At 71.2% G+C, this 25,438-nt stretch carries 19 protein-coding genes and 1 pseudogene; 4 read left to right on the forward strand and 16 right to left on the reverse strand.

Features of this window, described 5'->3' with window-relative positions; genetic code table 11:
* Positions 1-141: 141 nt before the first annotated feature.
* Genes ATK36_RS06245 through ATK36_RS06265 form a run of 4 tightly spaced genes read right to left on the reverse strand, consistent with a single transcriptional unit; the run spans position 142 to position 6,832 of the window.
* Positions 142-765 carry a GTP-binding protein gene (locus tag ATK36_RS06245; RefSeq protein ID WP_098510399.1) on the reverse strand — a complete coding sequence of 208 codons (624 nt, stop codon included), beginning with the start codon at positions 763-765 and terminating at the stop codon, positions 142-144.
* The gene (locus tag ATK36_RS32785) at positions 746-1,519 is read right to left on the reverse strand and encodes a DUF742 domain-containing protein (RefSeq protein ID WP_211291821.1); all 774 of its coding nucleotides are present in this window, start codon (positions 1,517-1,519) and stop codon (positions 746-748) included. The genes ATK36_RS06245 and ATK36_RS32785 overlap by 20 nt, the downstream gene beginning before the upstream one ends.
* A gap of 7 nt (positions 1,520-1,526) precedes the next feature.
* The gene (locus tag ATK36_RS06255) at positions 1,527-1,979 is read right to left on the reverse strand and encodes a roadblock/LC7 domain-containing protein (RefSeq protein ID WP_098510400.1); all 453 of its coding nucleotides are present in this window, start codon (positions 1,977-1,979) and stop codon (positions 1,527-1,529) included.
* On the reverse strand, positions 1,976-6,832 hold the full coding sequence (locus ATK36_RS06265; protein WP_245915339.1) for a sensor histidine kinase: 4,857 nt from the start codon (positions 6,830-6,832) through the stop codon (positions 1,976-1,978). Before ATK36_RS06265 ends, ATK36_RS06255 begins: the two co-directional genes overlap by 4 nt.
* A 1,028-nt stretch (positions 6,833-7,860) precedes the next feature.
* Here ATK36_RS06265 and ATK36_RS06270 point away from each other — a divergent pair.
* Both ATK36_RS06270 and ATK36_RS06275 read left to right on the forward strand, forming a co-directional pair.
* Complete coding sequence (locus ATK36_RS06270; RefSeq protein WP_098510401.1) at positions 7,861-8,295, forward strand: DUF485 domain-containing protein; 435 nt, start codon at positions 7,861-7,863, stop codon at positions 8,293-8,295.
* Complete coding sequence (locus tag ATK36_RS06275) at positions 8,292-9,890, forward strand: solute symporter family protein (protein ID WP_098510402.1); 1,599 nt, start codon at positions 8,292-8,294, stop codon at positions 9,888-9,890. The genes ATK36_RS06270 and ATK36_RS06275 overlap by 4 nt, the downstream gene beginning before the upstream one ends.
* A gap of 46 nt (positions 9,891-9,936) precedes the next feature.
* Here the strand turns inward: ATK36_RS06275 and ATK36_RS06280 are convergent, their stop codons facing one another.
* The 5 genes from ATK36_RS06280 to ATK36_RS31300 all read right to left on the reverse strand — a co-directional run bounded on the left by ATK36_RS06280 (position 9,937) and on the right by ATK36_RS31300 (position 13,718).
* The gene (locus ATK36_RS06280; protein WP_098510403.1) at positions 9,937-10,287 is read right to left on the reverse strand and encodes a DUF3817 domain-containing protein; all 351 of its coding nucleotides are present in this window, start codon (positions 10,285-10,287) and stop codon (positions 9,937-9,939) included.
* A 26-nt stretch (positions 10,288-10,313) separates the two neighbouring features.
* Positions 10,314-10,685 carry a hypothetical protein gene (locus tag ATK36_RS06285; RefSeq protein WP_386999667.1) on the reverse strand — a complete coding sequence of 124 codons (372 nt, stop codon included), beginning with the start codon at positions 10,683-10,685 and terminating at the stop codon, positions 10,314-10,316.
* A 78-nt stretch (positions 10,686-10,763) separates the two neighbouring features.
* Positions 10,764-11,651 carry a lytic murein transglycosylase gene (locus ATK36_RS06290; RefSeq protein ID WP_098510404.1) on the reverse strand — a complete coding sequence of 296 codons (888 nt, stop codon included), beginning with the start codon at positions 11,649-11,651 and terminating at the stop codon, positions 10,764-10,766.
* Between the two features lie 1,030 nt (positions 11,652-12,681).
* On the reverse strand, positions 12,682-13,164 hold the full coding sequence (locus tag ATK36_RS06295; RefSeq protein WP_098514682.1) for a transcriptional regulator: 483 nt from the start codon (positions 13,162-13,164) through the stop codon (positions 12,682-12,684).
* Between the two features lie 308 nt (positions 13,165-13,472).
* Positions 13,473-13,718 carry a hypothetical protein gene (locus ATK36_RS31300; protein ID WP_141544385.1) on the reverse strand — a complete coding sequence of 82 codons (246 nt, stop codon included), beginning with the start codon at positions 13,716-13,718 and terminating at the stop codon, positions 13,473-13,475.
* 137 nt (positions 13,719-13,855) lie between these two features.
* On the opposite strand from ATK36_RS31300, the gene ATK36_RS06300 reads away from it, so the two are divergent.
* The gene (locus tag ATK36_RS06300; RefSeq protein WP_098510405.1) at positions 13,856-14,407 is read left to right on the forward strand and encodes a GNAT family N-acetyltransferase; all 552 of its coding nucleotides are present in this window, start codon (positions 13,856-13,858) and stop codon (positions 14,405-14,407) included.
* A 108-nt stretch (positions 14,408-14,515) separates the two neighbouring features.
* Here ATK36_RS06300 and ATK36_RS06305 read toward each other — a convergent pair whose 3' ends face one another.
* Positions 14,516-15,670, reverse strand: coding sequence for an acyl-CoA dehydrogenase family protein (locus ATK36_RS06305; RefSeq protein WP_098510406.1), 1,155 nt, complete (start codon positions 15,668-15,670; stop codon positions 14,516-14,518).
* Between the two features lie 101 nt (positions 15,671-15,771).
* On the opposite strand from ATK36_RS06305, the gene ATK36_RS06310 reads away from it, so the two are divergent.
* Complete coding sequence (locus ATK36_RS06310; protein WP_098510407.1) at positions 15,772-16,386, forward strand: TetR/AcrR family transcriptional regulator; 615 nt, start codon at positions 15,772-15,774, stop codon at positions 16,384-16,386.
* Positions 16,387-16,933: 547 nt separating this feature from the next.
* On the opposite strand, the gene ATK36_RS06315 is transcribed toward ATK36_RS06310, so the two are convergent.
* The 6 genes and pseudogenes from ATK36_RS06315 to pyk form a co-directional block, all read right to left on the reverse strand.
* On the reverse strand, positions 16,934-19,936 hold the full coding sequence (locus ATK36_RS06315; RefSeq protein WP_098510408.1) for a helix-turn-helix transcriptional regulator: 3,003 nt from the start codon (positions 19,934-19,936) through the stop codon (positions 16,934-16,936).
* A 1,163-nt stretch (positions 19,937-21,099) separates the two neighbouring features.
* Positions 21,100-21,339 carry a hypothetical protein gene (locus tag ATK36_RS06320; protein WP_098510409.1) on the reverse strand — a complete coding sequence of 80 codons (240 nt, stop codon included), beginning with the start codon at positions 21,337-21,339 and terminating at the stop codon, positions 21,100-21,102.
* Between the two features lie 175 nt (positions 21,340-21,514).
* The gene (locus ATK36_RS06325; RefSeq protein ID WP_098514683.1) at positions 21,515-21,715 is read right to left on the reverse strand and encodes a DUF397 domain-containing protein; all 201 of its coding nucleotides are present in this window, start codon (positions 21,713-21,715) and stop codon (positions 21,515-21,517) included.
* Positions 21,716-21,778: 63 nt separating this feature from the next.
* Entirely contained in the window at positions 21,779-22,651 is an 873-nt protein-coding gene (locus tag ATK36_RS06330) for a helix-turn-helix domain-containing protein (protein WP_098510410.1), read from the reverse strand.
* Positions 22,652-23,056: 405 nt separating this feature from the next.
* A pseudogene (locus tag ATK36_RS34370) lies at positions 23,057-23,954 on the reverse strand (acyl-CoA thioesterase).
* A 34-nt stretch (positions 23,955-23,988) separates the two neighbouring features.
* Entirely contained in the window at positions 23,989-25,413 is a 1,425-nt protein-coding gene (gene pyk, locus ATK36_RS06340) for a pyruvate kinase (RefSeq protein ID WP_098510411.1), read from the reverse strand.
* Positions 25,414-25,438 lie beyond the last annotated feature (25 nt).

Below are 25,438 nucleotides of genomic sequence, written 5' to 3' on the forward strand. Positions count from 1 at the left end.
GCGCGCGAAGCATTGCAGCGCAAGGAGAAGGAACTTACGAGTTCGCCGCCGCTGACGCGGCCAGCAGCCGACGGCGGCACGGCGAGTACTGCACTGCCGAGGCGTCCGCCGGGTCACCGCAGTGGTGACCCGGCGGACGCGTCAGTGGGCGTTGGCGTTCGCGTTGGCCGCGCGCAGCGCGATCCACTGCCGCATCGCGTACTCGACGAGCGTGATCAGCGTCTGCTTCGTCGACTCGCGTTCCCGGGCGTCGCAGCGCACGATCGGCACGCTCGGGTCGATCGAGAGGGCTTCCCGCACGTCGTTGATGTCGTGCTCCAGCACCCCGTCGAAGGTGTTCACGCCGACGATATAGGGCAGCCCGCGGTCCTCGAAGAAGTCGATCGGCGCGAACGAGTCGGCCAGCCGCCGGGTGTCGGCCAGCACGACCGCGCCGATCGCCCCGCGCACCAGGTCGTCCCACATGAACCAGAACCGCTGCTGGCCCGGGGTGCCGAACAGGTACAGGATCAGGTCCGCGTCGAGCGACACGCGGCCGAAGTCCATGGCGACCGTGGTAGTCGTCTTGTTCGGGGTCTGGTCGAGGTTGTCGATGCCGCGGCTGGCGTCGGTCATCATCGCCTCGGTGGTGAGCGGAACGATCTCCGACACCGAGCCCACGAACGTCGTCTTGCCCGCCCCGAAGCCGCCCGCGACCACGATCTTCGCCGATGTCATGGTCGGGGGTGCGGTTTCCCGCGGTGCCTTAAAGCCGACGGAGTCCACTCAAAACCCTTTCCATCAACATCAAGTGTGCTTCGGCGCCGTCCTGGCCCGAGATCGTCCGGTGCACGGTGACCAGGCCCGCATCGGCGGCATCACTGATCAGCACTCTCGCCACGCCGAGCGGCACCCGCAGTGCCGCGGCGATCTCGGCCACCGAACGTGGAGTCCGGCACTCTTCCATGATCGAGATGCTCTCGATCTGTTCTGCGGCCGCCTCGGGGAAGCCCCCCGCGGCGACGTGGTCCTCGGTGGAGATCAGGGTCTCCAGCTCGAGCGCGTAGTTCGCCCGGGTACGCCCGCCGGTGAGAGCGTACGGCCGCACGATGGCCGTCTCCTCGACCGGGTCCACCCGTTCCGGGGCCCGGGTGAACGCGGCGGGCACGGTGAACTCGCCGCTCGGCGGCCCGGGGTCGAAGAGCCCGCCGGGTCTGGGGCCGTCGGAATCCGTACTGCCCGGTGGCGAGGCGAGAGAGGTCACACCTTCTCCTAGATCGGCCGGCGGGGGTGCCGCCTGCGGTTCCGCTGCCGCCGCGGGCGCGTGGCCCGCGTACGGTGGGAGGGACTGAGGTTCCGTGGGTTCCGGGGCATCCTTGCCCGCCTTCTTGCGCTTGCGGCGCGCACGGCCCGAATCGAGGCTGAAGCCGTTGAAGACGTCGGCGATGGTGCCGTCGTCTTCGGCGGGCCGGGCATCCCCGTGCAGGGGCTCGCCACCGCCGGGAGGCTCCTCGCCGAACAATCCGGACCCCTGACTCATCGCGCCATCATCCCACCGGTTCGCCGATCAGCGAACCGCCCGCGCCCTGCAGCTGCGCGCGCAGTTCCGGGGTGAGAATCTGGCCGACCCGATCCACCAGCATGGTCATCTCGTAGGCCACCTGACCGATGTCGCAGTTCGGCGCGGCGAGGATGGCCAGGCAGGAACCGTCGCTGATGGACATCAGCACCATGATGCCGAGTTCCATCTCCACCACGGTCTCGCGCACCGAGCCCGCCTCGAAACACCGGGCCGCGCCCTGGGTCAGGCTGACCAGCCCGGAGGCCACGGCGGCGAGCTGGTCGGCCCGGTCCAGCGGCAGCCGGTCGGAGGCGGTGAGCAGCAGCCCGTCGGCCGACACCACGACCGCGTGCGCGACTCCGGGAACCCGCTCGGCGAAGTCGTTCACCAGCCAGCCGAACTGGTTCTGCTGCGGCTGGGCCGCATTCGGCGAGGTCATTCACCCTCCAGTGTTTCGTGGTTCTTCTCGGCGCCCTGCGCGGTGCGGTGGCGGCCACGCTGGATACCCTGCTGGAAACTGCTCAGGCGGCCACGCACGTCGTGCGCGTCGCGGGACGGACGGCTGGGTACCACCCCGGAAGGCGGCGGTGCGCTGCCCGGGAGGAGCTGTTCTCCCCGGCGGCGCCGGGGCAATCCTGCCGAAGTGAACGAAGCAGGGGCAGACTGGGACACCGCATCCACGGTCCGCCAGCCCTCATCCGACCCGAACGTCCACTCGGATCCGCCCTTTCCGCCCCCTGTCCCGGCCACCGGGGCGGGAACCTGCCCCGGATCGACCGCAGCAGGTCCCGGCGGTACCTCCGACGCCCCCCGCCGCCGAGTCGGCAAGCTGCCCGGCCGTCCGGCGGGGTCCGGGGTGATGCGCTGGTCCGGACCGCCGGGGTGCGTGGTGTCGTCGCCGGGGGTGCCTGACGGCTGGACGGTCCGCGCCGGATCACCCGGCTCTCCGCCAGGGGCGTCGTCCTGCGTACCGGTGAGGCCGGAGGGCTGGGCCACAACACCCGGCTGTCCGGCAGCGTCACCGGACAACCCCGCGAAACCGGACGGCTGAAGGGCTTCCGGCCGCCCAGCCGGGGTGCTCCCCGGCGTGCCGCTGAAACCGGTCGGCTGAACGGCCAAGTCCGAACCATCCGGCTGCCCGGCGGGCACGGCCCCCGGCGCGGCAGTGAAACCGGTCGGCTCAAGAATCCGATCCAGGCCGGCCGGCTGTCCGGCAGGAACGCCGTCGCTCGGCGGTCCGGTGAAGCCGGACGGCTGCACGGCCTGGTCCGAACCACCCGGCTGCCCAGGGGCGCTCTCCGGAGCACCGGTGAAACCGGTCGCCTGAACGGTTTGGTCCGCACCATCCGACTGGACACCTTCGCCCGCCAGTCCCGCGAAACCGGACGGCTGAGCAGCCTGCTCCGATCCACCCGGCTGTCCAGCAGAGGTGCCGTTGTCCGATGCACTGCCCGAACCGAACGGCTGCCCGCCCGGCTCCGGACCATCCGGCTGACCGGCGGAAGCGTCGCTCTCCCCGGGCCGAGCCGACGCGGTGCCGGTCGGCTGCGTACCGGCTTGCGGGGACTCGGAGCGCTGGTTCGCCGTACCGCGCGACGGGAGTCGGAAGTACCCGGTGCCCGCTGCTTCGTCCGCGGGGCGCTCGGGGGTGTCCTCGGCGGCTGCCGGGCCGGTCGTGGTGCCGTCCGCCGTCTCGGTGTCGCCCGCGGACTGGTCCGGACCACTTTCGGTGCGGGACGGATCGTCTCCGGCCGGGGTCTGGCCGCGGTTGCCCATGAACGCCGCCGCCACGCGTGACCGGCCGTTGTCCGGCGGGGTGCCGTCGGCGGCCGGGGTACGGCCGGGTTCCTCGCCCGGCTCCGTGACGTCGCGGGCCGGGGTGAACGCGGTCGGGAACAGCGCCCCGCCGGCGGTGGATCCCGGCGGGGCGGGTGAGGTGGCACCCGGGGTCCGCCGGGGCATCGCCGTGGGAGGCTCCGGGCGATCCGCCTCGTCCGGACGACCCGGCGAGGCGAGCCCGGCCGCGTCCGATGTGGACTGCGCACCCGGCGCTGCCGTGAACCCGGGCGTGCCTGCCCCCGCCGCTGAAGACGGTGAAGACCCGGCCTGGCCCGTCGGCTCGCCCCAGGTCGGCGCAGCCCCGGATCCGCCTGAAGACTCGCCCGGCGCGAACCCGGACCGGTCGGCAGATTCACCCGATGCCCCGGCCCCAGCCTGGCCCCGCTGCGGTACGGCGCTGGTCCGGCCTACCTGCTCGCCCGGCGACCCCGCACCATCTCGGCTCGGCAGCGACCCCGCACCGGCCTCACCCGGCGCACCACCGCCGGTCCACCCGAGCCGCTCGCCCAGGGACCCGGCACGGCCGGGCTCCTCCCCCGCCGGTACCGAACCCGTCGAGCCCGGCTGCATCGGCCCTTGCTGCCCGGCCCATCCCGAAAGCAGACCCGGCACGCCATCGGCCGAGGGGACCGTCCCGGCGGGCCGCTCCCCCGGAACCGGAACGTCCGGCGCCGCAGGGGTGAAGCCCATCGCCCCACCCGGCTGCTCCGCCGCGCCGGACTCGCGGACCGCCTGGCGGCCGCGGTTCACGCCGCGCTGGAAGCTGGTCAGCCTGCCGCGGATGTCCGACGGGTCGCGGGCCGGGAGCTCCGGCTTGTCCTGGTCCGGTTCCGGCGCCACCGCGTCCGGGGTCGCGCTGCCGGGCAGCAGCTGCTCGCCGCGACGGCGGCGGGGCAGGCCCACCTTGGTGAACGCGGTCGGCTCGGACTGGGTGACCGCCTGGACCGTGCGCCAGTTCTCGTCGCTGGCGAAGTCCCAGTTGCGTTCGTCCTGTTCCGGCGTGGTGACCGGGGCGGCGTCCACGGCAGCGGCCGCCGGGGTGGCTTCGGCGGGCTCGGCGGACGGTGCGGGCGAACGGAACCACGCCGAGAGCATCTCGTCGAAGATCGGCGTGTTCTCGATCGTCGTCTCGGCCGCGGACGGCGGCGGCACCTCCGGCACCTGCTGCGCGGCCTGGCTCCACCAGTCGCTGAGGGTGCCGCCCGCGGCCGCGGCGAACAGGTCCTTGCCCGCCGGCAGCGCACCGGCCCGCTCGTCGCGCGGGGGTTCCGGCGGCGGCGGTGGCGGCGTCTCCGGACGCGGCGGGGGCACGTTCACGATCTGCGGGAGCTGGGGCGGAGGCGGCGGGGCCTGCTCGTCCCGCGGAATCGGGCTGAACAGCGCCGTTCCGGAGACTTCCAGGTCCGACGGCGGACGCGCGCCGTCGACTGGGCGGCCCGCGGCGGGCGGGAGCATGCCGGGCCGCGTGGCCCCGTTGGCCGGACGCTGCCGGCGCGGCAGCCCGGACGAAGTGGCCGCCCCGGCGGGCATACCGGCGATCGGGCCGGTCTCGATGACCGACCCGCCCATCACCAGCTCCGGCGGGACCACCACGGTGGCCCGCACCCCGACGATGTCCTTGCCACCGTGCAGCGAGACGCCGATGCGGTGCCGCCCGGCGAGGCGGCCGACCACGAACAGGCCCATCCGGCGCGAAGTGGCGAGGTCGACCGAGCCGGAGTCGGTGAGCCGGCCGTTGGCCTCCACCACCTCGTACTCGTTCATGCCGATGCCCTTGTCGAGGATGTCGACGTTGAGCGAACCGTCCTCGGCCAGCCGCGTCGCCACCGTCACCTGGGTCTCCGGCGCGGAGAACGCGGTCGCGTTGTCCAGCAGCTCCGCGACCAGCCGCTGCACGTCGCTGGCGGCGAACCCGACGATCTTCACCGCCGGCGGGTGCTGCACGGAGACCCGCTGGTACTGCTCGATCTCCGAGACCGCGGCGCGCAGCACGTCGTGCACCGCGACCGGCTGCCCGGACCGGCGGCCCGGTTCGGCGCCGGAGAGCACCATCAGGTTCTCGTTGTTGCGCCGCATCCGGGTGGCGAGGTGGTCGAGCTGGAACAGCGTGGCGAGCTGGTCGGCGTCCTCCTCGTCACGTTCGAGCCGCTCGATCAGCTGCAGCTGCCGCTGCACGAGGCTCTGGCTGCGCCGCGACAGGTTCACGAAGACGCTGCTGTACCCGGCCCGCATCGCGGCCTGTTCGGTGGCGAGCCGCAGTGCCTGGCTGTGCACCTTCTCGAACGCGCGCGCCACTTCGCCGACTTCGTCCTGCACCTGCACCGGGACCGGGGCGACCTCGACGCTCTGCGCGCGGCCCTCCTGGATGTTGCGCACCGCGTCCGGCAGGTCCTTCTCCGCCACGTCGAGTGCGCTGCGCCGCAGCGTGTTCAGCGAGCGCAGCAGCTGACGGCTGATCACGAACACCACGGCGACGGCGACGGCGAGCGCGGCGAACAGCAGCACGGCGAGCAGCCCGGCGCTGCTGCTGGCGTCCTCCACGAGCGAGCGGGAGGCGGCGGTGAGTTCGACGGTCATCCGCTTGCCGACCTCGCCCAGCTGCGCGGTGACCGCCTCCGCGGCGGCACCCCACTCCGGCGCGGACAGCTGGCGCAGCGCGGTGCCGTTCGCGGTGCCCTGGTCGCCGAGCGCGAGACCGGCCATCCGCTTGACGTCGTAGGCGGTGTCCGGCTTGAGCGTGCTGTCGAGATCCTGCCGCTGGGGCGCGGTGGCGGCGGCGGTGAAGTCGGCGATGCGGTCGTCGTAGCGCAGCTGGGCGTCACGCACGTTGCTCAGCTGCTGCGGGGTGAGGGAACCGCCGGCGATGCCGTAGGCCACGACCGCCTGCGTGACCGACGCCTGCTCCTTCGCGGCCTCCAGATCGTGCAGCGCGGCCGGGGTGCTGCCCAGCGCGTCCGCGCTGACGCCCGCGGAGACCGCGGTGTCCGCGGCGATCAGCGCGGTGGTCACGGCGGTGTAGTCGTCCACGACCTCGGCCGCGCGCAGCAGCCCGGCGCCGACCTGCTGGCGGATCACGGCGATCTCGTTGACCTGCGCCGTCGCCGAGTTCACCGCGCCGGAGAGGCTCGAACCGCCCGTGCCCGCGCGGCCGGCCGCCTCGGTGAAGGGACCGATCGCCGCGTCGGTGGCCGCGCGCGCCGACTTCAGCTCGGGGGTGGCGCTGGGAGTGCCCGCGGTCAGCTGCGCCGCGGTGAGCGTGCGCTCGCGCTGCAGGCCGTCGGTGAGGGCGCGCAGCTGCGCGCTCAGCGCGACCAGCCGGTCGACCCGCTGGTAGTCGCTCGAGCGGCTGACCTGGCCCACGATCGCGGTGATGCCCAGTACCAGGGCGAGCACGATGGGGACCAGCGTGACGGCGGACAGCTTGACCGGCAGGCTCCAGTCCCGCCACCGCATCGCCGCCCGCCAGCCGGACGGTCCACTCGGCTGTCCGGCCGGCTTCTCCACAGGCACGTGGCCTTCTCCTGCAACGGTCACGAAGGTGACTCCCTGTCCGGCGTCGTGGCTGCCGCCCGAGCGCACCCGGGGTGGGGGGTGCGGTCCACGGTGTTCCGCCGACCCGCGCGATCGACCGGGGTCAGGCCCGACCGCGCGGCTCCGGCGCGGTCCCGGCAGGCTGGTGGCTTCCCGGGACTCTGCACGTGCACGGCGCAAGTTGCGTACTGCACGGCGGTGGTCGAGATCAACTTGTCGAAGCCTTATCGATCGCTGCGGTCAGCTGGGCCAAGAAATCGTACACCAATCCCGGATGAAGTTATTGTCTTCCATCGCGCCCGGCTGACCAGGGAAAATAGCCGGATCCCCGCCGATCGCGGCGCGGAGTTTCGCGATCGGGCCCTCCGCCGGCAATTCTGGTTACCCGGCGCACCGGACGGCCTCCACACCTGGTCACCCGATTAGCCCACGGAGGGTAGCCGCATCCCCCATCAGATCTACGCTGCGTGCCCCCATTGGGTTGTACGCCCCGGAAGATGAACCCGATGTTGTGGAGATGCAGCGACTCGCCGCACGACCCGGTGATTTCTGACGGCCTCCCACGATTCCGCGGCAATCTCCCGCAGGCCATCCGGCGGCACCGCGGCAGCCACCCGGCCCATCACTACCCGGCGTCACCATCACGGCGGTCGGAGCAGTGTACCGCCCGCCATTTGCCGCAACGACTCACCACCTCGGCGACACCCCGTGACATTTCCGCTCACTATTCCGAGTGATCCGGTCGTGATCTTCCGAAAAGCCCGCATTCCCGGTATTTTCCGGCCGGAATCGAATTCCCGGCAGACCCCCGGCAACCGGCTTTTTCCGCCGGCGACGGGCGTCGTTAGTATGGCCGCCTCCCCGTCCGCAAGGGCGATCCGGGTGTCATCCGAACGAGGCCCGGTCCACCCGCACCCCGACCCACGGGCGCAAGTTGCCGGAGGCATTCCATGCACAACGTCGCGCGCACCCCAGCGCCGGCCACTCCGCTCGAGGAGACCGGCCGGCTACCGGCCCTGTTCGACCAGGACGGCGGCGCGTTCCAGGAGCCCGGGGAGCCCGGCCGTGGCCCGGACTTCGACCTGATCCAGCGCAGCCCGGAGTTCCGCACGCTGCGCAGGCGGTTCCGCGGGTTCGTCTTCCCGATGAGCGTGGGCTTCTTCGCCTGGTACCTGCTCTACGTGGTGCTCGCCGCGTACGCGAACGACTTCATGAGCACCCCGGTGTTCGGCCTGGTCAACGTCGGCATGTTGCTGGGCCTCGCGCAGTTCGTCACGACCGCGCTGATCACCTGGCTCTACTCCCGCTTCGCGCACCGGCAGGTGGACCCGCGCGTGGCCGAGCTGCGGGAACGGGCCGCCGTGACGGAAGGAAAGCCCCTGTGACCACCCTCCTCGCCACCGGCTCGCACGAGAACAACCCGGTGGTGAACGTCGCGGTGTTCGCGGTGTTCGTCGCGATCACCCTGTACGTGGTCTACCGCGCGGGCAACCGCCGGTCCTCCGCCGCCCACTACTACACCGCGGACAGCTCCTTCTCCGGACGGCAGAACGGTGTCGCGCTGTCCGGTGACTTCCTGTCCGCCGCCTCGTTCCTCGGCATCGCCGGCGCGATCGCGATGCACGGCTACGACGGGTTCCTCTACTCGATCGGCTTCCTGGTCGCCTGGCTGGTGGACCTGCTGCTGATCGCCGAGCTGCTGCGCAACACCGGCCGGTTCACCATGGGCGACGTGCTCAGCTTCCGGATGAAGCAGCGTCCGGTGCGCGCCGCCTCGGCGACCTCGACGCTGGTCATCTCGTTCTTCTACATGCTCGCGCAGATGGCGGGCGCGGGCGGGCTGATCGCGCTGCTGCTGGACGTGCACACGAAGCTCGGCCAGGCGCTGGTGATCGTGGTGGTGGGCGTGGTGATGGTGGCCTACGTGCTGATCGGCGGCATGAAGGGCACCACCTGGGTGCAGATCATCAAGGCCAGCATCCTGCTCGTGGCGAGCACCCTGATCACCGTGTTCCTGCTCGGCAAGTACGGCTTCAGCTTCTCGAACCTGCTCTCCGCGGCGACCGAGCACAGCCCGATGGGCAAGCAGCTGCTGGAACCGGGCGGCTCCTACGGCAAGAACGGCACCACCAAGCTCGACTTCATCTCGCTGTCGCTCGCGCTGGTGCTGGGCATCGCCTCGCTGCCGCACGTGCTGATGCGGTTCTACACCGTGCCGAACGCCACCGAGGCCCGCCGGTCGGTGGTCTGGGCCACGGTGTGCATGTTCATCTTCTACCTGTGCACGCTGGTGATCGGGTTCGGCGCGGCCGCGCTGGTCGGCACGGACGAGATGAAGTCCGCGCCGGGCGGGGAGAACTCCGCGGCGCCGTTGCTGGCCCTGCACGTGGGCGGGACGGTGCTGCTCGGCATCATCTCGGCGGTCGCCTTCGCGACCATCCTGGCCGTGGTGGCCGGGCTGACCATCACCGCGTCCGCCTCGTTCGCGCACGACGTGTACGCGAACATCTTCAAGAAGGGCAAGGCGGAGCCGGCCGACGAGGTGCGGGTGGCCCGGCTGACCGCGGTGGTGATCGGCGTGCTCGCGATCCTCGGCGGCATCCTGGCGAACGGGCAGAACGTGGCGTTCCTGGTCGCGCTCGCGCTCGCGGTGGCCGCCTCGGCGAACCTGTCCACGCTGCTGTACTCGCTGTTCTGGAAGCGGTTCAACACCACCGGCACGCTGTGGGCGATCTACGGCGGGCTGGGCGCGTGCGTGCTGCTGGTGCTGTTCTCACCGGTGGTGTCGGGTGCGCCGGACTCGATCTTCCCGCACGCGGACTTCCAGTGGTTCCCGTTGAAGAACCCGGGCCTGGTGTCCATCCCGTTCTCGTTCCTGTGCGGGGCGCTCGGCACCTTCGCCGGCCGCGGCAAGGCGGACCCGGCCAAGCACGCGGAGATGGAGGTCCGGTCGCTGACCGGGATCGGCTCCGGCGCCTGAGCGCGATGACGGCCCCGGCGGGTTCGGCCCGGCCGGGGCCGTTCGCTCAGAAGATGTCCTGGCTCGCCTGCACGCGGTGGGTGACCCGGCGTTCGACGACGAAGGACACGAACGGCACGCAGCCGGCGAGCAGCACCAGCACCGTGCTCTTGATCGACCAGCGGGCCTTGATCGCCAGGTCGATGGTGAGTACCAGGTAGATCATGTACAGCACGCCGTGGATCGGCGAGTACACCGCGGCGGGCGTGGAGTTGCCGAAGCCGTACTCGACGACCATGGTCACGCACAGCGCGAGCAGGCCGACACCGGTCACGTACGCGCTGGCTCGGAACCGGGTCAGCGCGCCGGTGGTCTTGGCCGGGCGGCTCGGGGCGGCACCTTCGGTGCTGGTCGTCATGGGGGCGTCCTCACTTCGGCGGGCGTTCAGGACTGCTGATCGCGGGCGTGCAGCTCGCGCAGGTAGCGGTTGTAGGCGGCGAGTTCGTCGTCCTCGCCGCCGGGCAGCGGGGCGGGCACGGGCACCGGGGCCGGCCTGGCGGGCGCGGGTGCGGCCGGTTCGGCCTCCTCGCGGGCGCGCAGCTTCTTGATCCGCCAGAACATGAAGGCCGGGAACAGCCCGAACAGCGGCCATTGCAGCACGTAGCCGAGGTTCTGGAAGGTGCCGCTGGCGGACATGAACCGGTCCCACTGCCACCAGGCCAGCCCGCAGCACAGCGCGAGGCTCGCCGCGCACGTGGCGGCGATCGCGAGCCGCCGCCCGAGCTGGGACGGGGCCGGGCCGGGTTCTGCTGGCACGGCTTCGACGCTAGCACTGGCCGCGTTCCCGCTCTCTGAGAGGCGGCCCCGCTGTGGCGGCCGCCCATCCCGGGTGGGTCAGCCCGCCTGGGCCTGCTGGGCGGATTTCGCGTAGCCGTCGGCCAGGCCGAACACCTTCTGCGCGTATTCGGTCGAGTTGTTGTACGAGAGCACGCCCGCCCACCAGCCGGCCGGGGCGGCCATGGTGCGCCCGCCCGCGCACAGGTAGCGGGCGGCGGCGAGGGCCGCGTCGTCGATCTGCTGCGGGTCGCCGAGGCGGTCGCCGTTGCCGTCGGACGCCCACTTCATCCACGTGCTCGGGATGAACTGCATCGGACCGACCGCGCGGTCGGCCACCGGATCCCCGTCGAACCGGCCGCCGTCGGTGTCGCTGATCGCGCGGACGCCGGCCGAACCGTCCAGCGGCACGCCGATGATCGGCTTCGAAGGACGGCCCTCGGCGCCGAGCACCGCGCCGCCGTACTGGCCGTGGTTGGACTCGATGCGGCCGATCCCGGCCAGCGTCGCCCACGAGATGTGGCATCCGGCGTCGGTGGCGCGCATCGCCAGCTCCGCGTTGCCGTACGCGTGCAGCGCCCGCGCTGGGATCCCGGTGGCCCCGGCGACCTTTCCGGCCCAGGCGTCGAGCGGATCACCGCCGGAGGGGCGGGCCGACTGCGGTGTGGTGCCCTGGTCGGCACCGCCCGCGACGACCGCGCTCACCGGCGCGATCGAGCCCGGCCGCACGTCCACCGCTTTCACGCTCAACGCCGGGATGTCCGTGGTGGTCGGGCTCGCCGCGGGCGCGGACGCCCTGGTCACGAACCAGATTCCACCGGCGGCCACGGTGAGCACCCCGGCCGCCACCCCGAGCCGCACGGCGAGCGCGGCCCCGTGCCGGCGTACCCGGGACGGCGCCGCGGTCTCGGTCGGCTCGACGTCGGGGGTCTGTCCGGTGACGGGCACGAACTCCGGTCCTCCAGCATGGCGGTGGGTCGATCAGCGGCGCCGGGCGGGCCCCTGCGGGCTGGGCACCTCGATCGAACAACGAGCCCGCGCAGACTAGCGTTACGCACCTGCTGGTCGAGTTTCCGCCACCCGGCGTTCACCCCGCCGGGTAACCGCGCCCTGGCAAGCACTGCCGAAGGTCTTTGCGGCGGGCTCAAGGCATTGGTTGCCGGGCCGCGAACAGCACGCCGTCCGCAAAGCACTGCGCCCGGTCGTGCTGCTGGAGACCTGACTGCTCCGGGCCGGGCACCCGAGACCTGACGACGCAGCCGGCGCGCCGCAGGCCCAAACGCCGGGAGACACGCCAGAACCACCGGACTCCGTCACACGGCCGTCGATTTCGAGCCCGCCGCGCCAGGGCCGAGGACATGGCGCCAGCGAACCACCGCCATACGACGCGGACCCGCCGGAACCACAACTCGGGCAATGGACTCCCGAAGACCCGAACCGGAGCGCCGATTTCCCAGGCCTGCCACGCCAAGGCCGAAGACCCGGCAGCCGATACGAACGGTTCACGCACCGGCCTGCCGCTGTCCAAGCACGCCGGCTCAAGGCATTAGGCCCCAGGGCGTCGGCAAAGTCGGCGTGAGAGGCCCTGCGCAGACCACGGAAGTCCGTGAAGGTCCGTGAAGGGGCCCTTCACGGACCTGAAACCGGTCTGGCGCACACCACGAGGTGGTCGCGCATCTCGAACACCTCCGCATCGCCCGCTGCCGGCCGCAATCGATCGAGAGAGCAGGCGCCGTCGATGATGACGCGGCAGCCACGGCTCACTCTGCTGATCACGGGTCCTCGACTGACTTTGCCGGGACCCTGGCATTAGGCCCGAGCCACAAGGCACCTCGGCAACCGGACCCCGAGACTCTGCATCAGCCGAATTCGAGCCCCAGCACGTTCGCGCCCCGGTATCGAACTCCGGCCCGCCCGGCACTCCACCCCGAACCCGCCGAACGACGGCGGGTCCGGGAAACCGTGCCGGAGCGGTGGATCAGGCGGACTTCTGCTGCCGCGCCAGCCGCGCCACGCACCAGGCCGGGGCGCTGCCGCGGCGCAGGTGCTGGAGCACGGTCATCGGGCCGAGCCGGCGGCTCAGGTCGGACGGGGCAAGGCCCGCCGCCCGGTAGTCCAGGGCTCGCTGGTCGAGCGGGCTGATCCCGGCGTCCCACCACTGCTGGGCCTCGGTGACGTCGCCGACCATCTGCCACCAGCCCGCGGCGGCGACGAGCAGCTCCTCGGGGACCTCCGGCAGCCGGGCGCGCATCGCGTCGAGGTAGCCGGGGTCGGCGGCCTCGACCGGGGCGAACCGGCCGGGGCCGGTCCGGGCGCGCTGGGCCGGGATCCCGGGCGGCGCCGCCGGGGCGTCCGCGAGCCAGGCGGAGGCGATGCGGTCGACCTCCTGCTCCTCGGGAGTGCGTTCCCGTTCGGCGGCCCACTGCCGGATCAACGCGTCCACTCCGGGATCTCCGGTCATCCCTGCCTCCTGTTCGGCCCCGACGGGCAGGCCCTGACCGCCTGCCCCGCTGCGCGGTTCCTCGTCTGGCACCCACAGCGTGACCAGCGGACACACCCCGTCCGAGAACGGTTTCCGGGACACCGGACGATCGACTGATCACGCAATGTGAGCACCGTAGGGCTGCGGCGGGTTTCTCCGCCATACCCCGGCCCGGACAAATTCCGTGACCAGGCCGTTTCTCGAGGCAATCCACCCGGATGGTCGAGCGCCGGGATCAGCACCCCCGGGGCCAGTGACTATGCGTCAGCACCCGACCGGAGTACGGCTCAGGAGAACACCTGCTTGAAGAAGGTCACGATGGCGTCGGCGCCATCCTTGAGCCAGCCGAGCACGCGGTGCACCATTTCTGCCGAATGTGTCGGCTGGCTGATCAGGAAGAACAGCACGAGCACGACCACCCCGATGACGATGACCTTCTTCACGCCGCTGGACATGGCTCCCCTCTGATGCGCGATCCCGGATCCCTTGCGGATACCGGCCGACCACGCGAGCATCACGCGTGGCCTCTTCACTCTAGTGACGATTTGCCCGCAAAGCCCGGACCGGTCCGTGCGGGCACCGAATCAGCGCAAGAAAGTGCAACGCCGTGAGCCACCTCACCATCGGATTACACCCGGAAGTGCCAACCGGATCCCGCTACGCTCCGGCGATGGACGTGCACCGCCCGGCCGCCGGGGCAGCACCGGGCGGCGTCGTGCTGCGCCCGGCCGGCGAGTCCGATCTGGACTTGCTGGAGGCGCTCACCAACGACCCCGGCACGGCCGGTGAGTACCAGTGGTTCGGCTGGCACGACCCGGGTTACCTCCGGCGCCGCTGGCGCGACCACGGCCTGCTGAGCACGGACGGCGGCATGCTCGTGCCCACAATGGACGGCCGCCCGGCCGGGCTGGTCTCCTGGCATCGCAGCCGCACCGGTCCGCAGGCCTACTGCTGGAAGATCGGCCTGGTGCTGCTGCCGGAGGCGCGCGGGCACGGCATCGGCACCGAGGCGCACCGGCTGCTCGTGCGCTATCTGTTCGCGCACACGCAGTTCAACCGGGTCGAAGCGACCACCGATGTGGACAACCGGGCCGAACAGCGCGCACTCGAAAAGGCCGGCTTCGTCCGCGAAGGAGTGCTACGCGGCTTCGACTTCCGAGACGGGCAGTGGCGCGACCATGTGCAGTACTCGGTGATCCGCTCGGACCTCGCAGACGGCTGAAGTGTGACGCCGGGGCAGGCTGTCCCGATCAGCACATCCGAGCGTTCGTCCAGGCGCAGCACCACCGCCACGTCCGGTGGGCCTGTTTACCGAAGGTCCTTCCGTGGGTCACAGCGTGCGGGAAATGATCTCCTTCATGATTTCGCTGGTGCCGCCGACGATGCGGGAGATCCGCACGTCCGCCCAGGCCTGCGCGATCGGGTACTCGGTCAGGTAGCCGTAGCCGCCGAACAGCTGCAGGCAGTCGTCCACGACCTTGTTCACCCGCTCGGTCGTCCACAGCTTCGCCATCGCCGCGCCCTGGACGTCGAGTTCGCCGCGCAGGTGCCGTTCGATGCACTGGTCGAGGAAGGCCCGGGACACCACGGCTTCGGTGGCCGCCTCGGCGAGCTTGAACTTGGTGTTCTGGAAGCCGAAGATCGGGCGGCCGAACGCCGTGCGTTCCTTCGTGTAGTCGATGGTGAGGTTGACCGCGGCTTCCAGCCCGGCGACCGCGGTGACGGCGATGATGAGCCGTTCCTGCGGCAGTTGCCGCATCAGCTGGACGAAGCCCTGGCCTTCCTCCTCGCCGAGCAGGTTCGCGGCGGGCACGCGCACGTCGTCGAAGAACAGCTCGGCGGTGTCCTGGCCCTTGAGGCCGACCTTGTCCAGGACGCGGCCGCGGCGGAAGCCCGGGGTGTCGGTCTCGACCACGATCAGCGAGAGGCCCTGCGCGCCCTCGTCCGGGTTGGTCTTGCAGGCGACCACCACGAGGTCGGAGTGAAACCCGTTGGTGATGAACGTCTTCGCGCCGTTGATCACGTAGTGGTCGCCCTCGCGGACCGCGCGCGTCCGGATGCTCTGCAGGTCCGATCCGGTGCCCGGCTCGGTCATCGCGATGGCACCGACGAACTCGCCGGTGGCCAGCTTCGGCAGCCACTCGCGCTTCTTCTCTTCGGACGCGTAGGCCAGCAGGTAGTGCGCGACGATTCCGTTGTGGACAGTGATGCCCCACGCGGCGTCCCCGGCACGGGCCTGCTCCTCGTACAACGCGGCTTCGTGCGCGAAAGTGCCGCCGCCACCGCCGTACTCCTCCGGGATGGACAGGCACAGCAGCCCGAGCGAACCGGCCTTGGTCCAGATCTCGCGGTCGATCTTCTTCTCCGCCGCCCAGCGATCCCGGTACGGGGCGAGCTCCTTCTGCAGGAAGGATCGGGACAGCTCCCGGAGATCCTCGAGGTCCGGGGTGGTGCTCCACGAGCTCTGCGGGATCTGCAACGACACGGTGCCTCCTTGGTGCGGCCGGACTGGAAAACATTACTATTGGAAGGTAAGTTCTCTCCGGAATGTACCTTTCCCTCGTCCGCCACGTAAAGGGAACCTCGATGACCGAACTCGCCCGTGGGCACCGCACCCAGGCGGAGCGCCGCGAGCAGACCCGGACCGCGCTGCTCGACGCGACGATAGATTGCCTGGTCGAGATCGGGTATGCCCGGACGTCGATGCAGGAGATCTGCGCGCGGGCGGGGGTCTCCAAAGGCGCCGTGCAGCATCACTTCGCCACGAAGGCCGAGCTGATGGCCACTGCGGTCGAGCACCTCACCACGAAGCTGAGTACCCAGCTCTCCTCCTCCGTCGCCGAGCTGCCGGACGGGGCGTCCGGCGTCGCTGCCTCGATCGACCTGTTGTGGAAGGGCTATTCGGGCACGCTCTCCACCGCGGTCACCGAGCTGTGGGTCGCCGCGCGGACCGATCCGGAGTTGAAGGCGGCGATCCGCCCGGTGGACCGCGCGCTCGGGCGTACTGCGCTGGAGCATGTCAGCCAGACCGCCGGGGAGCTGCCGAAAGAACGTGCCGAGACGCTGTTCTGGCTGACGGTGAACCTGACCCGCGGCCTGGCCTTGGACGCCGAACTGGGCGGCGATCCGAAGCGGCGCCGCCGGCTGCTGGAGGAGTGGAAGCGGATCGCGGTGCAGCTCTATTCGGACGGTACGGGCTGAGGCTGCGTCCGGTCTGTGCCCGATCGGCGGCCGATCTGTGTCGTCTGGTGTGGCCGGAGTGGGTCGAATTGCCGGGGTGATCACTGCGGAACTCGTGGTTGGGCAGCCGTTCCCTGCTTGGCCGTCCCCTGCTTGGCCGTCGGGCTGGGCGCTGGGTCGGCAGGGTTCAGCCGAGTTCCGGGTCGTTCTTGTACGCCGAGCGCGCCTGAACGCTGAGCCGCCGCGTTGCCACGTCTCGCTGTCGTCCTGATCGCTCGGCACACCTGGTGTTCCGGCGACGCGGCGTTCACTTCTCCCGATTATCCAGCAAACCGGCGACCCCTGCCTCGCCCTGCCCCTGCCTCGCCCCGACCCCGGTCGGTTCCGACGTCGTCCGCGGTTCCGACGTCGTCCGCGGTTCCGACGTCGTCCGCGGTTCCGACGTCGTCCGCGGTTCCGACGTCGTCCGGCAGACCGGCCGGTCTGCCGGACGGCTCGCGCGGCCGACCCGGCTCGACCCCTCCCCGGTTTCCCTGCCGCCCCACCGTGTTCGGGGCGGCGGGGCGGGTCATTCCGCCGGAGTGGTCAGCAACCCGCGCTCGTAGGCGATGGCGACGGCCTCGGCGCGGCGGCTGGCTCCGAGTTTCGCCATGACCCGGGACAGGTGGACGCTCACGGTCTTCTCGCTGATGTACAGCTCGTCCCCCACTTGCCGGTTCGTGCGGCCCAGTGCGACGCGTTCCAGGACGGTGCGTTCGCGGTCGGTGAGGGGGCTGGTGCGAGGTGCGGGGGTGCTCGGCGCGGCGCCGGGCAGGTCGACGCGGGCGCGGCGGGCGAGGGCGCGGGTGGCGTCGCGCAACGGTACGGCGCCCAGTTTCACGGCGACGGCGTGTGCGGATTCCAATGCCGCCGTGCCCGATTCGCCGGCCGCGAGCCGGGCGGATGCTTCGTGCCGGCGGCAGATCGCTTGTTCGTAGACCGCGCCGTAGGAGAAGGCTTCGGCGGCTTCGGCCCAGAGCGCCGGGTCTGCGGGACCGTCCAGCCCGGACGCGGCGGCTTCCAGCCGGGCCAGCCAGGCGCGGCCTTCCGGGCCGAGTGTGCCCGACCGTGGGCTGCCGTCGGCGGCACAGCGACGGCCGTGCTCCAGCAGCCGGCGGCCGGCCCGGATGTGTTCTTCGACCGCGCGGTGATCGCCGCGTGCGCGTGCTTCGGCGGCCAGCGCGACGGCCGAGGGCATGCCCACAGCGGCGGCGCGGATGCCGGCGAGCAGCGACGGTTCGATCTTTTCCAGCCAAGCCACCAATTCCTCGGTGCTGCGCAGGGCTTCGACGTGGTCTCCGCGCCACGCTGCGAGGTGGATCGCCGCTTCGCCCGAGTTCAGGGCGATTTCGATGTCCACGGCCCATTGCCGGCGCAGTTCCCCGGTGAGGTGCGCAGCCTCGTCGAACCGGCCGCGTGCCACCAGGAACAGCACCCAGATGGCCAGGATCCGCGCGGCGACCGCGCTGGAGACACCACGGCCGGTCCGTCCGGCGTCCTCCTCCGGCCAGTCTCCGCCGAGGTACCGCAGGTAGAGCTGCCGGGCGCGCAGCTCCATGCCGTAGGAACTCCAGGTGAGCCCGGTTTCCTCGGCCCGCGCGGTGCCTCGCGCGGCGTGTTCCAGCGCGGACTCCATTTCGGACTGGTCGACGTAGCTGAGTGTGAGGAAGTACATCGCCCGGAGTTCGACGTTCAGGGCGCCCGCCTCGTGCGCTTTCCGTTCGGCCTCGCGCAGCCGTGCGCGGGCTTCGGTGGCGTCGCCCGCGGAGTCGGCCAGCGTGCCGAGGGTGATCAGCGCGGACGCCTCGGCGCCGGCCGAACCGACCGACCGCGCGGTGGAGACCGCGGCGATCGCGCTTTCGAGGGCTTCGTCCGGACGGTCGGACAGGCGCAGGAATGCGGCGCGCGCCGCCAATACCCACGAGCGGGCCGGAGTCGGCTCCTCGTCCGCCAGGAGCTGCCATGCGCGTTCGATCGCGTCGGTCGCTTCGTCGAGTGTGCCTTCGAGCGTGAGCAGCGATTCGGCGTAGCGGCGCCACGCGTGGGCGGCCCGCGCGGGTTGGGTGTCCGGCGGCAACGCCTCGACCGCGGACCGCGCGTACGCTACCGCGCGCTCCGGCTCGCCGGAGGTGCCCGAGAAGTAGGAGGCTTCGTCGAGCAGCTTGACTTCGTCGAAGTCGTCCGGGTGGTGTTCGGCCGGCACCGCGTCCCAAATGGACAGTGCTTGTTCCACGTGCCGCAGCGCGACGCCGGGTGCGCCGAGTTTCTCCGCCTCGTACATCGCCCGCAGCAGCGCGGGCAGTGCGGTGCCGAAGTCCCGGCTCTCCAGGCTGTGGTAGGCGAGCTTCGCGTCTTTTCCGCGTCCCTGCGCGGTTTCCTGGATTCGCGCGGCGTACCCGGCGTGCATCCGGGTGCGTTCGCCGGGGAGCAGATCGGCGTAGACGGCTTCTTGCAGCAATGCGTGCCGGAAGACGTAGAAGCCGTCGTCGATCACCAGTACGTGATGCTGCACGGCTTCGCGCAGCGTTTCGTCCAGCTCCGCCTCGTCGAGGCCGGCCACCTGCGCGAGCGCGGCGTGTGACACGCCTTCGCCGGCCACCGAGACCACCCGTAGTACGCGCCGGGTCTCGGCCGGGAAGCGTTCCAGGCGGGCGAGCAGCACTTCGGCGAGGCCGGCCGGCAGATCGGCGCAGTGGGCGCCGCTGGCCAGCAGCTCCTCGACGAAGAACGGGTTGCCCTCGGAGCGTTCCGCGATCTCCGCGACCACGTTCGGATCGAGGGGTTCCTCGGCGAGCGCGGCCACGAACGCCCGCGCGTCGGCGGGTTCGAGCGGAGTGAGCTCCAGCCGCTCGACGGTGGCCAGGCGCACCAGTTCGGACAGCAGGCCGCGCAGCGGATGCCGGCGGTGCACGTCCTCCTCGCGGTAGCTGCCCACGACCAGCAGCCGCTGCCCGCGCAACCGGCTGAGCAGGACCGACAGCAGGTCGCGGGTGGAGGAATCGGCCCAGTGCAGATCCTCCACCAGCAACACCACCGGCCGGTCCCGGGCGATCTCGGTCAGCACCCCCAGTACTGCGTCGAACAGCTGCAGCTGACCGAGATCCTGTTCCGGCTGCGGCCGGCGCGCGGCCTCCCGCTCGCCTGCCGCGACCTGCCCGTGGTCCCCGCTGGCCTCCGGCTCCCCACCTTGGGGCAGCAGCCTGCGCAACGCCGGCCGGGCCCGCACGGCCGCCGCGACGACCGGATCACCGGCCGCGCCGAGCGGCTCGAGCGCCTCGGCGAAGGGCAGGTAGGGCAGCCCGCCGTCGCGCACGTCGATGCAGCGGCCGGTGAGCACCAGGGCGCCACCGGCGACCGCATCCTCGCCGAGCGCGGTGAGCAGCCGGGTCTTGCCTACCCCCGCGTCGCCCGCGACCAGCACCGCATTCGCTTCCCCCCGCTCGGCACGCGCGAGCGCGGCGCGTAGCCGCCGCACCTCCTGCGTGCGGGCCACGAGCGGAATTCCGGAACCGAGACGGGGCACGAGAGGCATTCTGGCTCAGACCCCCGACAGTTCCGGCACGGTTTTCCGACGTTCGGCGGGTTCAGGCGGTCCGCCCAGAGCGAACAGCCCGGTGTGGCGTGATGGAGCCGCTGGTGGCCGGGTGTCCGGGAATTCCCGGGATCTGCCGACGTCGGCCGCGAACCGGCCCGTCCGGGGGCGGTCGGTGACGGAGGAATCTGCGGGGAGGATCGGCAGTCGGGTTTCGGGCTGAGGGTTCGGGAAACTCACACGAACGGATGATGGCCGGGTTGGTGACTGGGTGGTCGAGCATCTCCCGTGGGTGGGTGGGCCGCTTCGATGGCGACGGGTGGGGATGGCAGGGTGGGCGGGTAGGCGACGATGCTGGGTGCGACCGGCTCGGAACCCCACGGGGGCGGACGGGGATCGACGCGCCAGACGACCGGCGAGGAACCCCGACGGGGTGGGTGGGCAGCGGTACTGCGAGCAGACAGCCGAGAACCCCACGAAGGCAAGCGGGAAACACTGCAGGGAGCGACCGGCCCAAAGCCCCGCAAAGGGCGGGTGAGCAGCGGTGCTGCGAGCAGACAGCCGAAACCCCACGGAGGTAAGTAGGCAACGATGCCGGGAGCGACCGGCCCGGAACCGTGCGGCGGCGGGTGACTGCTGACTCCGTGGCCGAGCGTCGGGGAACACGACGCGAGCAGGTGAACGGCGGTCTCGCGGGCTCCCCGGCAGGGTGTCGGCAAAGTCGGTGTGGAAGGCCCCGCGCAGCTGCGGAGGGCTGTGAAGGGCCCCTTCACAGACTCTGAGTCCGTGAAGGGGCCCTTCACGGACCCGAAACCGGTCGGGCAGCCACGGCTCTCTCTGCTGATCACGGGCCCTTGGCCAACTTTGCCGAGGCCCTGGGCTCCCCGGCGTCAGGGTGCCGGCGACGGGCGGTGGTTCGCCCACGAAGATCACCTTGCCAATCAGCGGGAATCGGTGCGGCCCGGCGCAGTCCTGGCCGGTTGTCGTGCGTAGCCATGGTCTAGCGTCGCGCGACATGCGGACCCGAGCTGGGCTGGACCGAAACCGGTGTCCGGACCCGAGCTGAGCCCAAACCTACATCGGCGTCTGGACCCGGCCTCCGCCTGAATCCCGTCCCGACGTGTGGACCCGCATTGCGCCCGGATACCGGAGCCGAGCCCCGATCAGACGCGATCGCGAGCATCCGCGGAGTCCGCCGCCGGGGCGCGCCGTTGCTGCGGCGGTACCGGCACCGACGACGCCGACGACACTGACGGCGCCGGTGATGCCGGAGTCGATCGATGTGCCCGGAACCAGTGCAGCATCCGGTTCGGGCGGTGGCGGGAGCGGCCTGCGGCGCGCTGCAGTTCGGCGGCGCGGTACTCCACCTCGGCGCGGGTGGCGTCCAGGAAGCCTGCGTTCATCGGGGTTCTCCTCGGCACTCGATTCGTCATCAGAACGAAGTTCAGAGTGCGGCTGAGGCCCGCCCGGCCACATCGGATGATCGCCCAAACCCGAGCGCAAACCGGCCCCTTACCCACACCCAAGGCCACGGAAAGCCTGGTCGGCGAGGTAAGGGGCCGGAAAGAGGTGCGAGGCTCAGGCGGATTCCGAGCCGGCGCGTACGGCGGCGAGCAGCGCCCGCCAGCCCGAGGCGGGCAGCCGGAAGGCGCCCCCTTCGGGGTCCTTCGAATCGCGCACAGCGGCGCCGCCGTCGACGAAGGCGACCTCGACGCAGTCGTTGCCGCCGCCGCTGAAGCTGCTCTTGCGCCACTGCGCCCGGGAAAGGTCGTCCGGCATCATGGTCTCCACTTCCTCACTGTGTCTCGTTGCGAACCTGGGTCTCGGTTCCACGGTGGTGCACTAGCCCGCGCCGGCGGCCTGTTCGGCGAACCGGGCGGCCGCCTCGGCGATGAGCTCGACCGAGTCGTCCGGTTTCAGCGCGGCTGCGCGCAGATGGTCGAACATCAGCGCGTAGCGCCGGACGTCGTCGGGCTGCTCCAGGTACAGCCCGCTGGAGGTGCTGTCGTCCACGTAGACGACGTCGGGGTCGGCCTGCTCGGGGAAGCCCATGATCAGGAACGGGCCCTCCATCCCGGGATGCGCCCCAGCCCCGAACGGCACCACCTGGACGGTCACGTTCGGCTTCTCCGCCACCACGGTCATCCGCTGCAGCTGCTCGGCCATCACTTCCGGGCTGTCCACGACGCGATACAGCACCGCCTCGTCGACGACCACCCAGTACTCCGGCGGCGACGTGTCCTCGAGCAGCGCCTGGCGGGCCATCCGCGCGGCGACCCGGCGGCGGATCTCGGCGTCGTCCGCGTCCGGCCGGAGCGCGCGGATGACCGCGTGTGCATACCGTTCCGTCTGCAGCAGCCCCGGCACCAGCAGCGCCTGGAATGCGTGCAGTGAACTGGCGTCCGCCTCCAGCCCGACGAAGGTGCCGGTGAAGACCTCGTTGTAGGCGTGCCACCAGCCGCGTTTGCGCGCCTCGCGGGCCAGCTGCACGAGTGCTTCCTGCTCGTCGCCGGTGATTCCGTACAGGGCGAGCATGTCCCGGGCGTCGCGCGGGGTCACCCCGACGTGCCCGGTCTCGATCCGGCTGACCTTGGACGCGGAGCATTCCAGCTTCTCGCCGACCTCGTCGATGGTGAGGTCGGCCGCCTCGCGCAGCCTCCTCAGCTCGCTGGCGAGCCGCCGGCGGCGAACGGTGGGTCCCTGGCCTCTCGCCACGACAGCACCTCCGGTTCGTGTCCCGCATGCGCGCACCCGATGCCCGCACTACTTATCTAACCAGTTGCCCGGCCGGTTCGTGGAATGGTGACACCGCGACATTCCCAGGTCGGCGCCGATCCGGGTGCCGAACTGCAAAATGCAGGATGCGCTTGTACGCTGGCATTGTGCACCGCGGTCCGCCGAGGTCGCTGAGCAGGGTAGACGAGGACTCGCCGGGAAACGCGCGGAGTGCGCGGGCGTTTTCCCGGTGTCAGGTGCCCGGGGCTGTCCCCCGACCGGTCCCGGGCACCACCCGGCTTTCGCCGGAAAACATTCCCCGGCCGGTCATTCCCGGTCATTCCACGGCACGAAAGCATGGTTTTCCGCCGAGCCGGTCAACTCTGCGTACGACCCGGGACGCATTCAGCGCACTCGCAGCAGGCCCTCCCGCACGACGGTCGCGACGTGCTCGCCCTCGCGGGTGAAGAATCGTCCGGTGGCCAGTCCCCGGGCGCCCGAAGCGCTGGGCGAGGTGCTGTCGTAGAGGAATCATTCGTCCGCGCGGAACGGCCGATGGAACCAGAGCGCGTGGTCGAGGCTGCCGCCGAGCACCTCGTCCACGTCCCAGTACACGCCGTGGCGCGCGAGTATCGAATCGAGCAGGGTCATGTCCGAGGCGTAGGTAAGTACGCAGATGTGCAGCAGCTGCGCGTCCGGCAGGGTGCCATCGGCGCGCATCCAGACGCGGTTGTGCCCCGAGAAGGCCCGCTGGTCCGGGTGATCCACGGCGGGTCGCCGACGTAGCGGACGTCGATCGGGCGCGGCTGGCCCGTGAACCGCAGCGGAAGCCCTCGGCACGTTCGGCGAAGGTCGGCAGGGTCTCCGGGTCCGGCAACCTCGGGCATCGTCTCGGAGTGGTCGATGCCCGGCTCGTCGACCTGGAACGAGGCCGACAACGAGAAGATCGCCTTGCCGTGCTGGATGGCCACCACCCGCCGGGTGGTGAACGACCGGCCGTCACGGATGCGGTCCACCTCCTACACGATCGGGACGCTCGGGTCGCCGCCGCGGATGAAGCAGCGTGCAGCGAGTGCACCCGCCGTGTCTCCGGCACGGTGCGCCCGGCCGCCACCAGCGCATGCCCGGCCACCTGACCGCCGAACACCCGGACCGGGGATTGCGCGGGCGAGACGCCGCGGAGGACGTTCTCCTCGATCCGCTCCAGATCCAGCAGCGCGACGAGTTTGCCGAGCACGAGCCGGCCACCGCCACCGGGCACCGAGTCCAGTCCGGTGGCGGCCTGCCTGGCCATTTCCGTCATGTCCGGGAACTACCCCGCGCGGGGCGGGCACCGCTCAGGCGTGATCGTCCTCACCGAGCCGGTGCACGTGGATCAGGTTGGTGGAGCCGACGGTGCCCGGCGGGGAGCCGGCCACGATCACCACCAGATCGCCGCGCTGGTACTTGCCCATCTCCAGCATCGAGTGGTCGACCTGCTGGATCATCTGGTCGGTGGAGTCCACCCGCGGCACGATCTGGGTGGTGGTGCCCCAGGTCATCGCCAGCTGGCTGCGCACGCTCTGCTCCGGGGTGAACGCCATCAGCGGCAGCCGGGTGTGCAGCCGGGCCAGCCGGCGCACGGTGTCGCCGGACTGGGTGAACGCGACCAGCGCCTTGGCGTTGAGCCGCTCGCCGATGTCGCGGGCGGCGTAGGAGATCACGCCGCGCTTGGTGCGCGGGACGTGCGTCAGCGGCGGCACGACCGGGGAATCGGTCTCCACCGCCTCGACGATCCGGCCCATGGTCTGCACGGTCTCGATCGGGTAGCGGCCGACGCTCGTCTCACCGGAGAGCATCACCGCGTCCGCACCGTCGAGGACCGCGTTCGCCACGTCGGAGGCTTCCGCGCGGGTCGGGCGGGAGTTGCTGATCATCGATTCCAGCATCTGTGTGGCGACGATGACCGGCTTGGCGTTCTCCCGGCAGATCTGGATGGCCCGCTTCTGCACCAGCGGCACCTGCTCAAGCGGCAGCTCCACGCCGAGGTCGCCGCGGGCGACCATGACCGCGTCGAAGGCCAGCACGATGGCCTCCAGGTTGTACACCGCCTCCGGCTTCTCGATCTTCGCGACCACCGGCAGCCTGCCCTTGCCGACCCGGTCCATCACCTGGTGCACCAGGTCGATGTCGGCGGGCGAGCGGACGAAGGACAGCGCGATGAAGTCCACGCCGAGCTGCAGGGCGAATTCGAGGTCCTCGATGTCCTTGTCGGACAGTGCGGGCACCGAGACGTCCATACCGGGCAGGGACACGCCCTTGTTGTTGCTGACCGGGCCGCCTTCGGTGACCTCGCAGACCACGTCCGGGCCCTCGACCTCCTTGACCACCAGGCCGACCTTGCCGTCGTCGACCAGCAGCCGGTCCCCCGGCTTGGCGTCCTTGGCCAGGCCCTTGTACGTGGTGGAGACCCGGTCGTGGGTGCCTGCGACGTCCTCGACGGTGATCCGGACGACGTCACCGGTGTGCCATTCGGCCGAGCCGCTGGCGAAGGTGCCCAGCCGGATCTTCGGGCCCTGCAGGTCGGCGAGGATGCCCACCGCCCGGCCACCGTCGGCGGCCGCGGACCGGACCAGGTCGTAGACCTGCTTGTGGTCGCTGTGGCTGCCGTGGCTGAAGTTCATCCTCGCGACGTCCATCCCGGCGTCGACGAGTGCCCGCATCTTCTCCGGTGTGGAGGTCGCGGGGCCCAGGGTACAAACGATCTTCGCGCGTCGGCTCACACCGGGACAGGGTAGTCGCTCGCCG

Source organism: Amycolatopsis sulphurea (assembly GCF_002564045.1).
GTDB lineage: Bacteria > Actinomycetota > Actinomycetes > Mycobacteriales > Pseudonocardiaceae > Amycolatopsis > Amycolatopsis sulphurea.

Coding starts and splice junctions, on each gene's coding strand:
- ATK36_RS32785 (WP_211291821.1), bottom strand. CDS start 1,519: ATGAGTCAGGGGTCCGGATTGTTCGGCGAGGAGCCTCCCGGCGGTGGC.
- ATK36_RS06255 (WP_098510400.1), bottom strand. CDS start 1,979: ATGACCTCGCCGAATGCGGCCCAGCCGCAGCAGAACCAGTTCGGCTGG.
- ATK36_RS06265 (WP_245915339.1), bottom strand. CDS start 6,832: ATGCGGTGGCGGGACTGGAGCCTGCCGGTCAAGCTGTCCGCCGTCACG.
- ATK36_RS06270 (WP_098510401.1), top strand. CDS start 7,861: ATGCACAACGTCGCGCGCACCCCAGCGCCGGCCACTCCGCTCGAGGAG.
- ATK36_RS06280 (WP_098510403.1), bottom strand. CDS start 10,287: ATGACGACCAGCACCGAAGGTGCCGCCCCGAGCCGCCCGGCCAAGACC.
- ATK36_RS06295 (WP_098514682.1), bottom strand. CDS start 13,164: ATGACCGGAGATCCCGGAGTGGACGCGTTGATCCGGCAGTGGGCCGCC.
- ATK36_RS06300 (WP_098510405.1), top strand. CDS start 13,856: ATGGACGTGCACCGCCCGGCCGCCGGGGCAGCACCGGGCGGCGTCGTG.
- ATK36_RS06310 (WP_098510407.1), top strand. CDS start 15,772: ATGACCGAACTCGCCCGTGGGCACCGCACCCAGGCGGAGCGCCGCGAG.
- ATK36_RS06315 (WP_098510408.1), bottom strand. CDS start 19,936: ATGCCTCTCGTGCCCCGTCTCGGTTCCGGAATTCCGCTCGTGGCCCGC.
- ATK36_RS06320 (WP_098510409.1), bottom strand. CDS start 21,339: ATGAACGCAGGCTTCCTGGACGCCACCCGCGCCGAGGTGGAGTACCGC.
- ATK36_RS06325 (WP_098514683.1), bottom strand. CDS start 21,715: ATGCCGGACGACCTTTCCCGGGCGCAGTGGCGCAAGAGCAGCTTCAGC.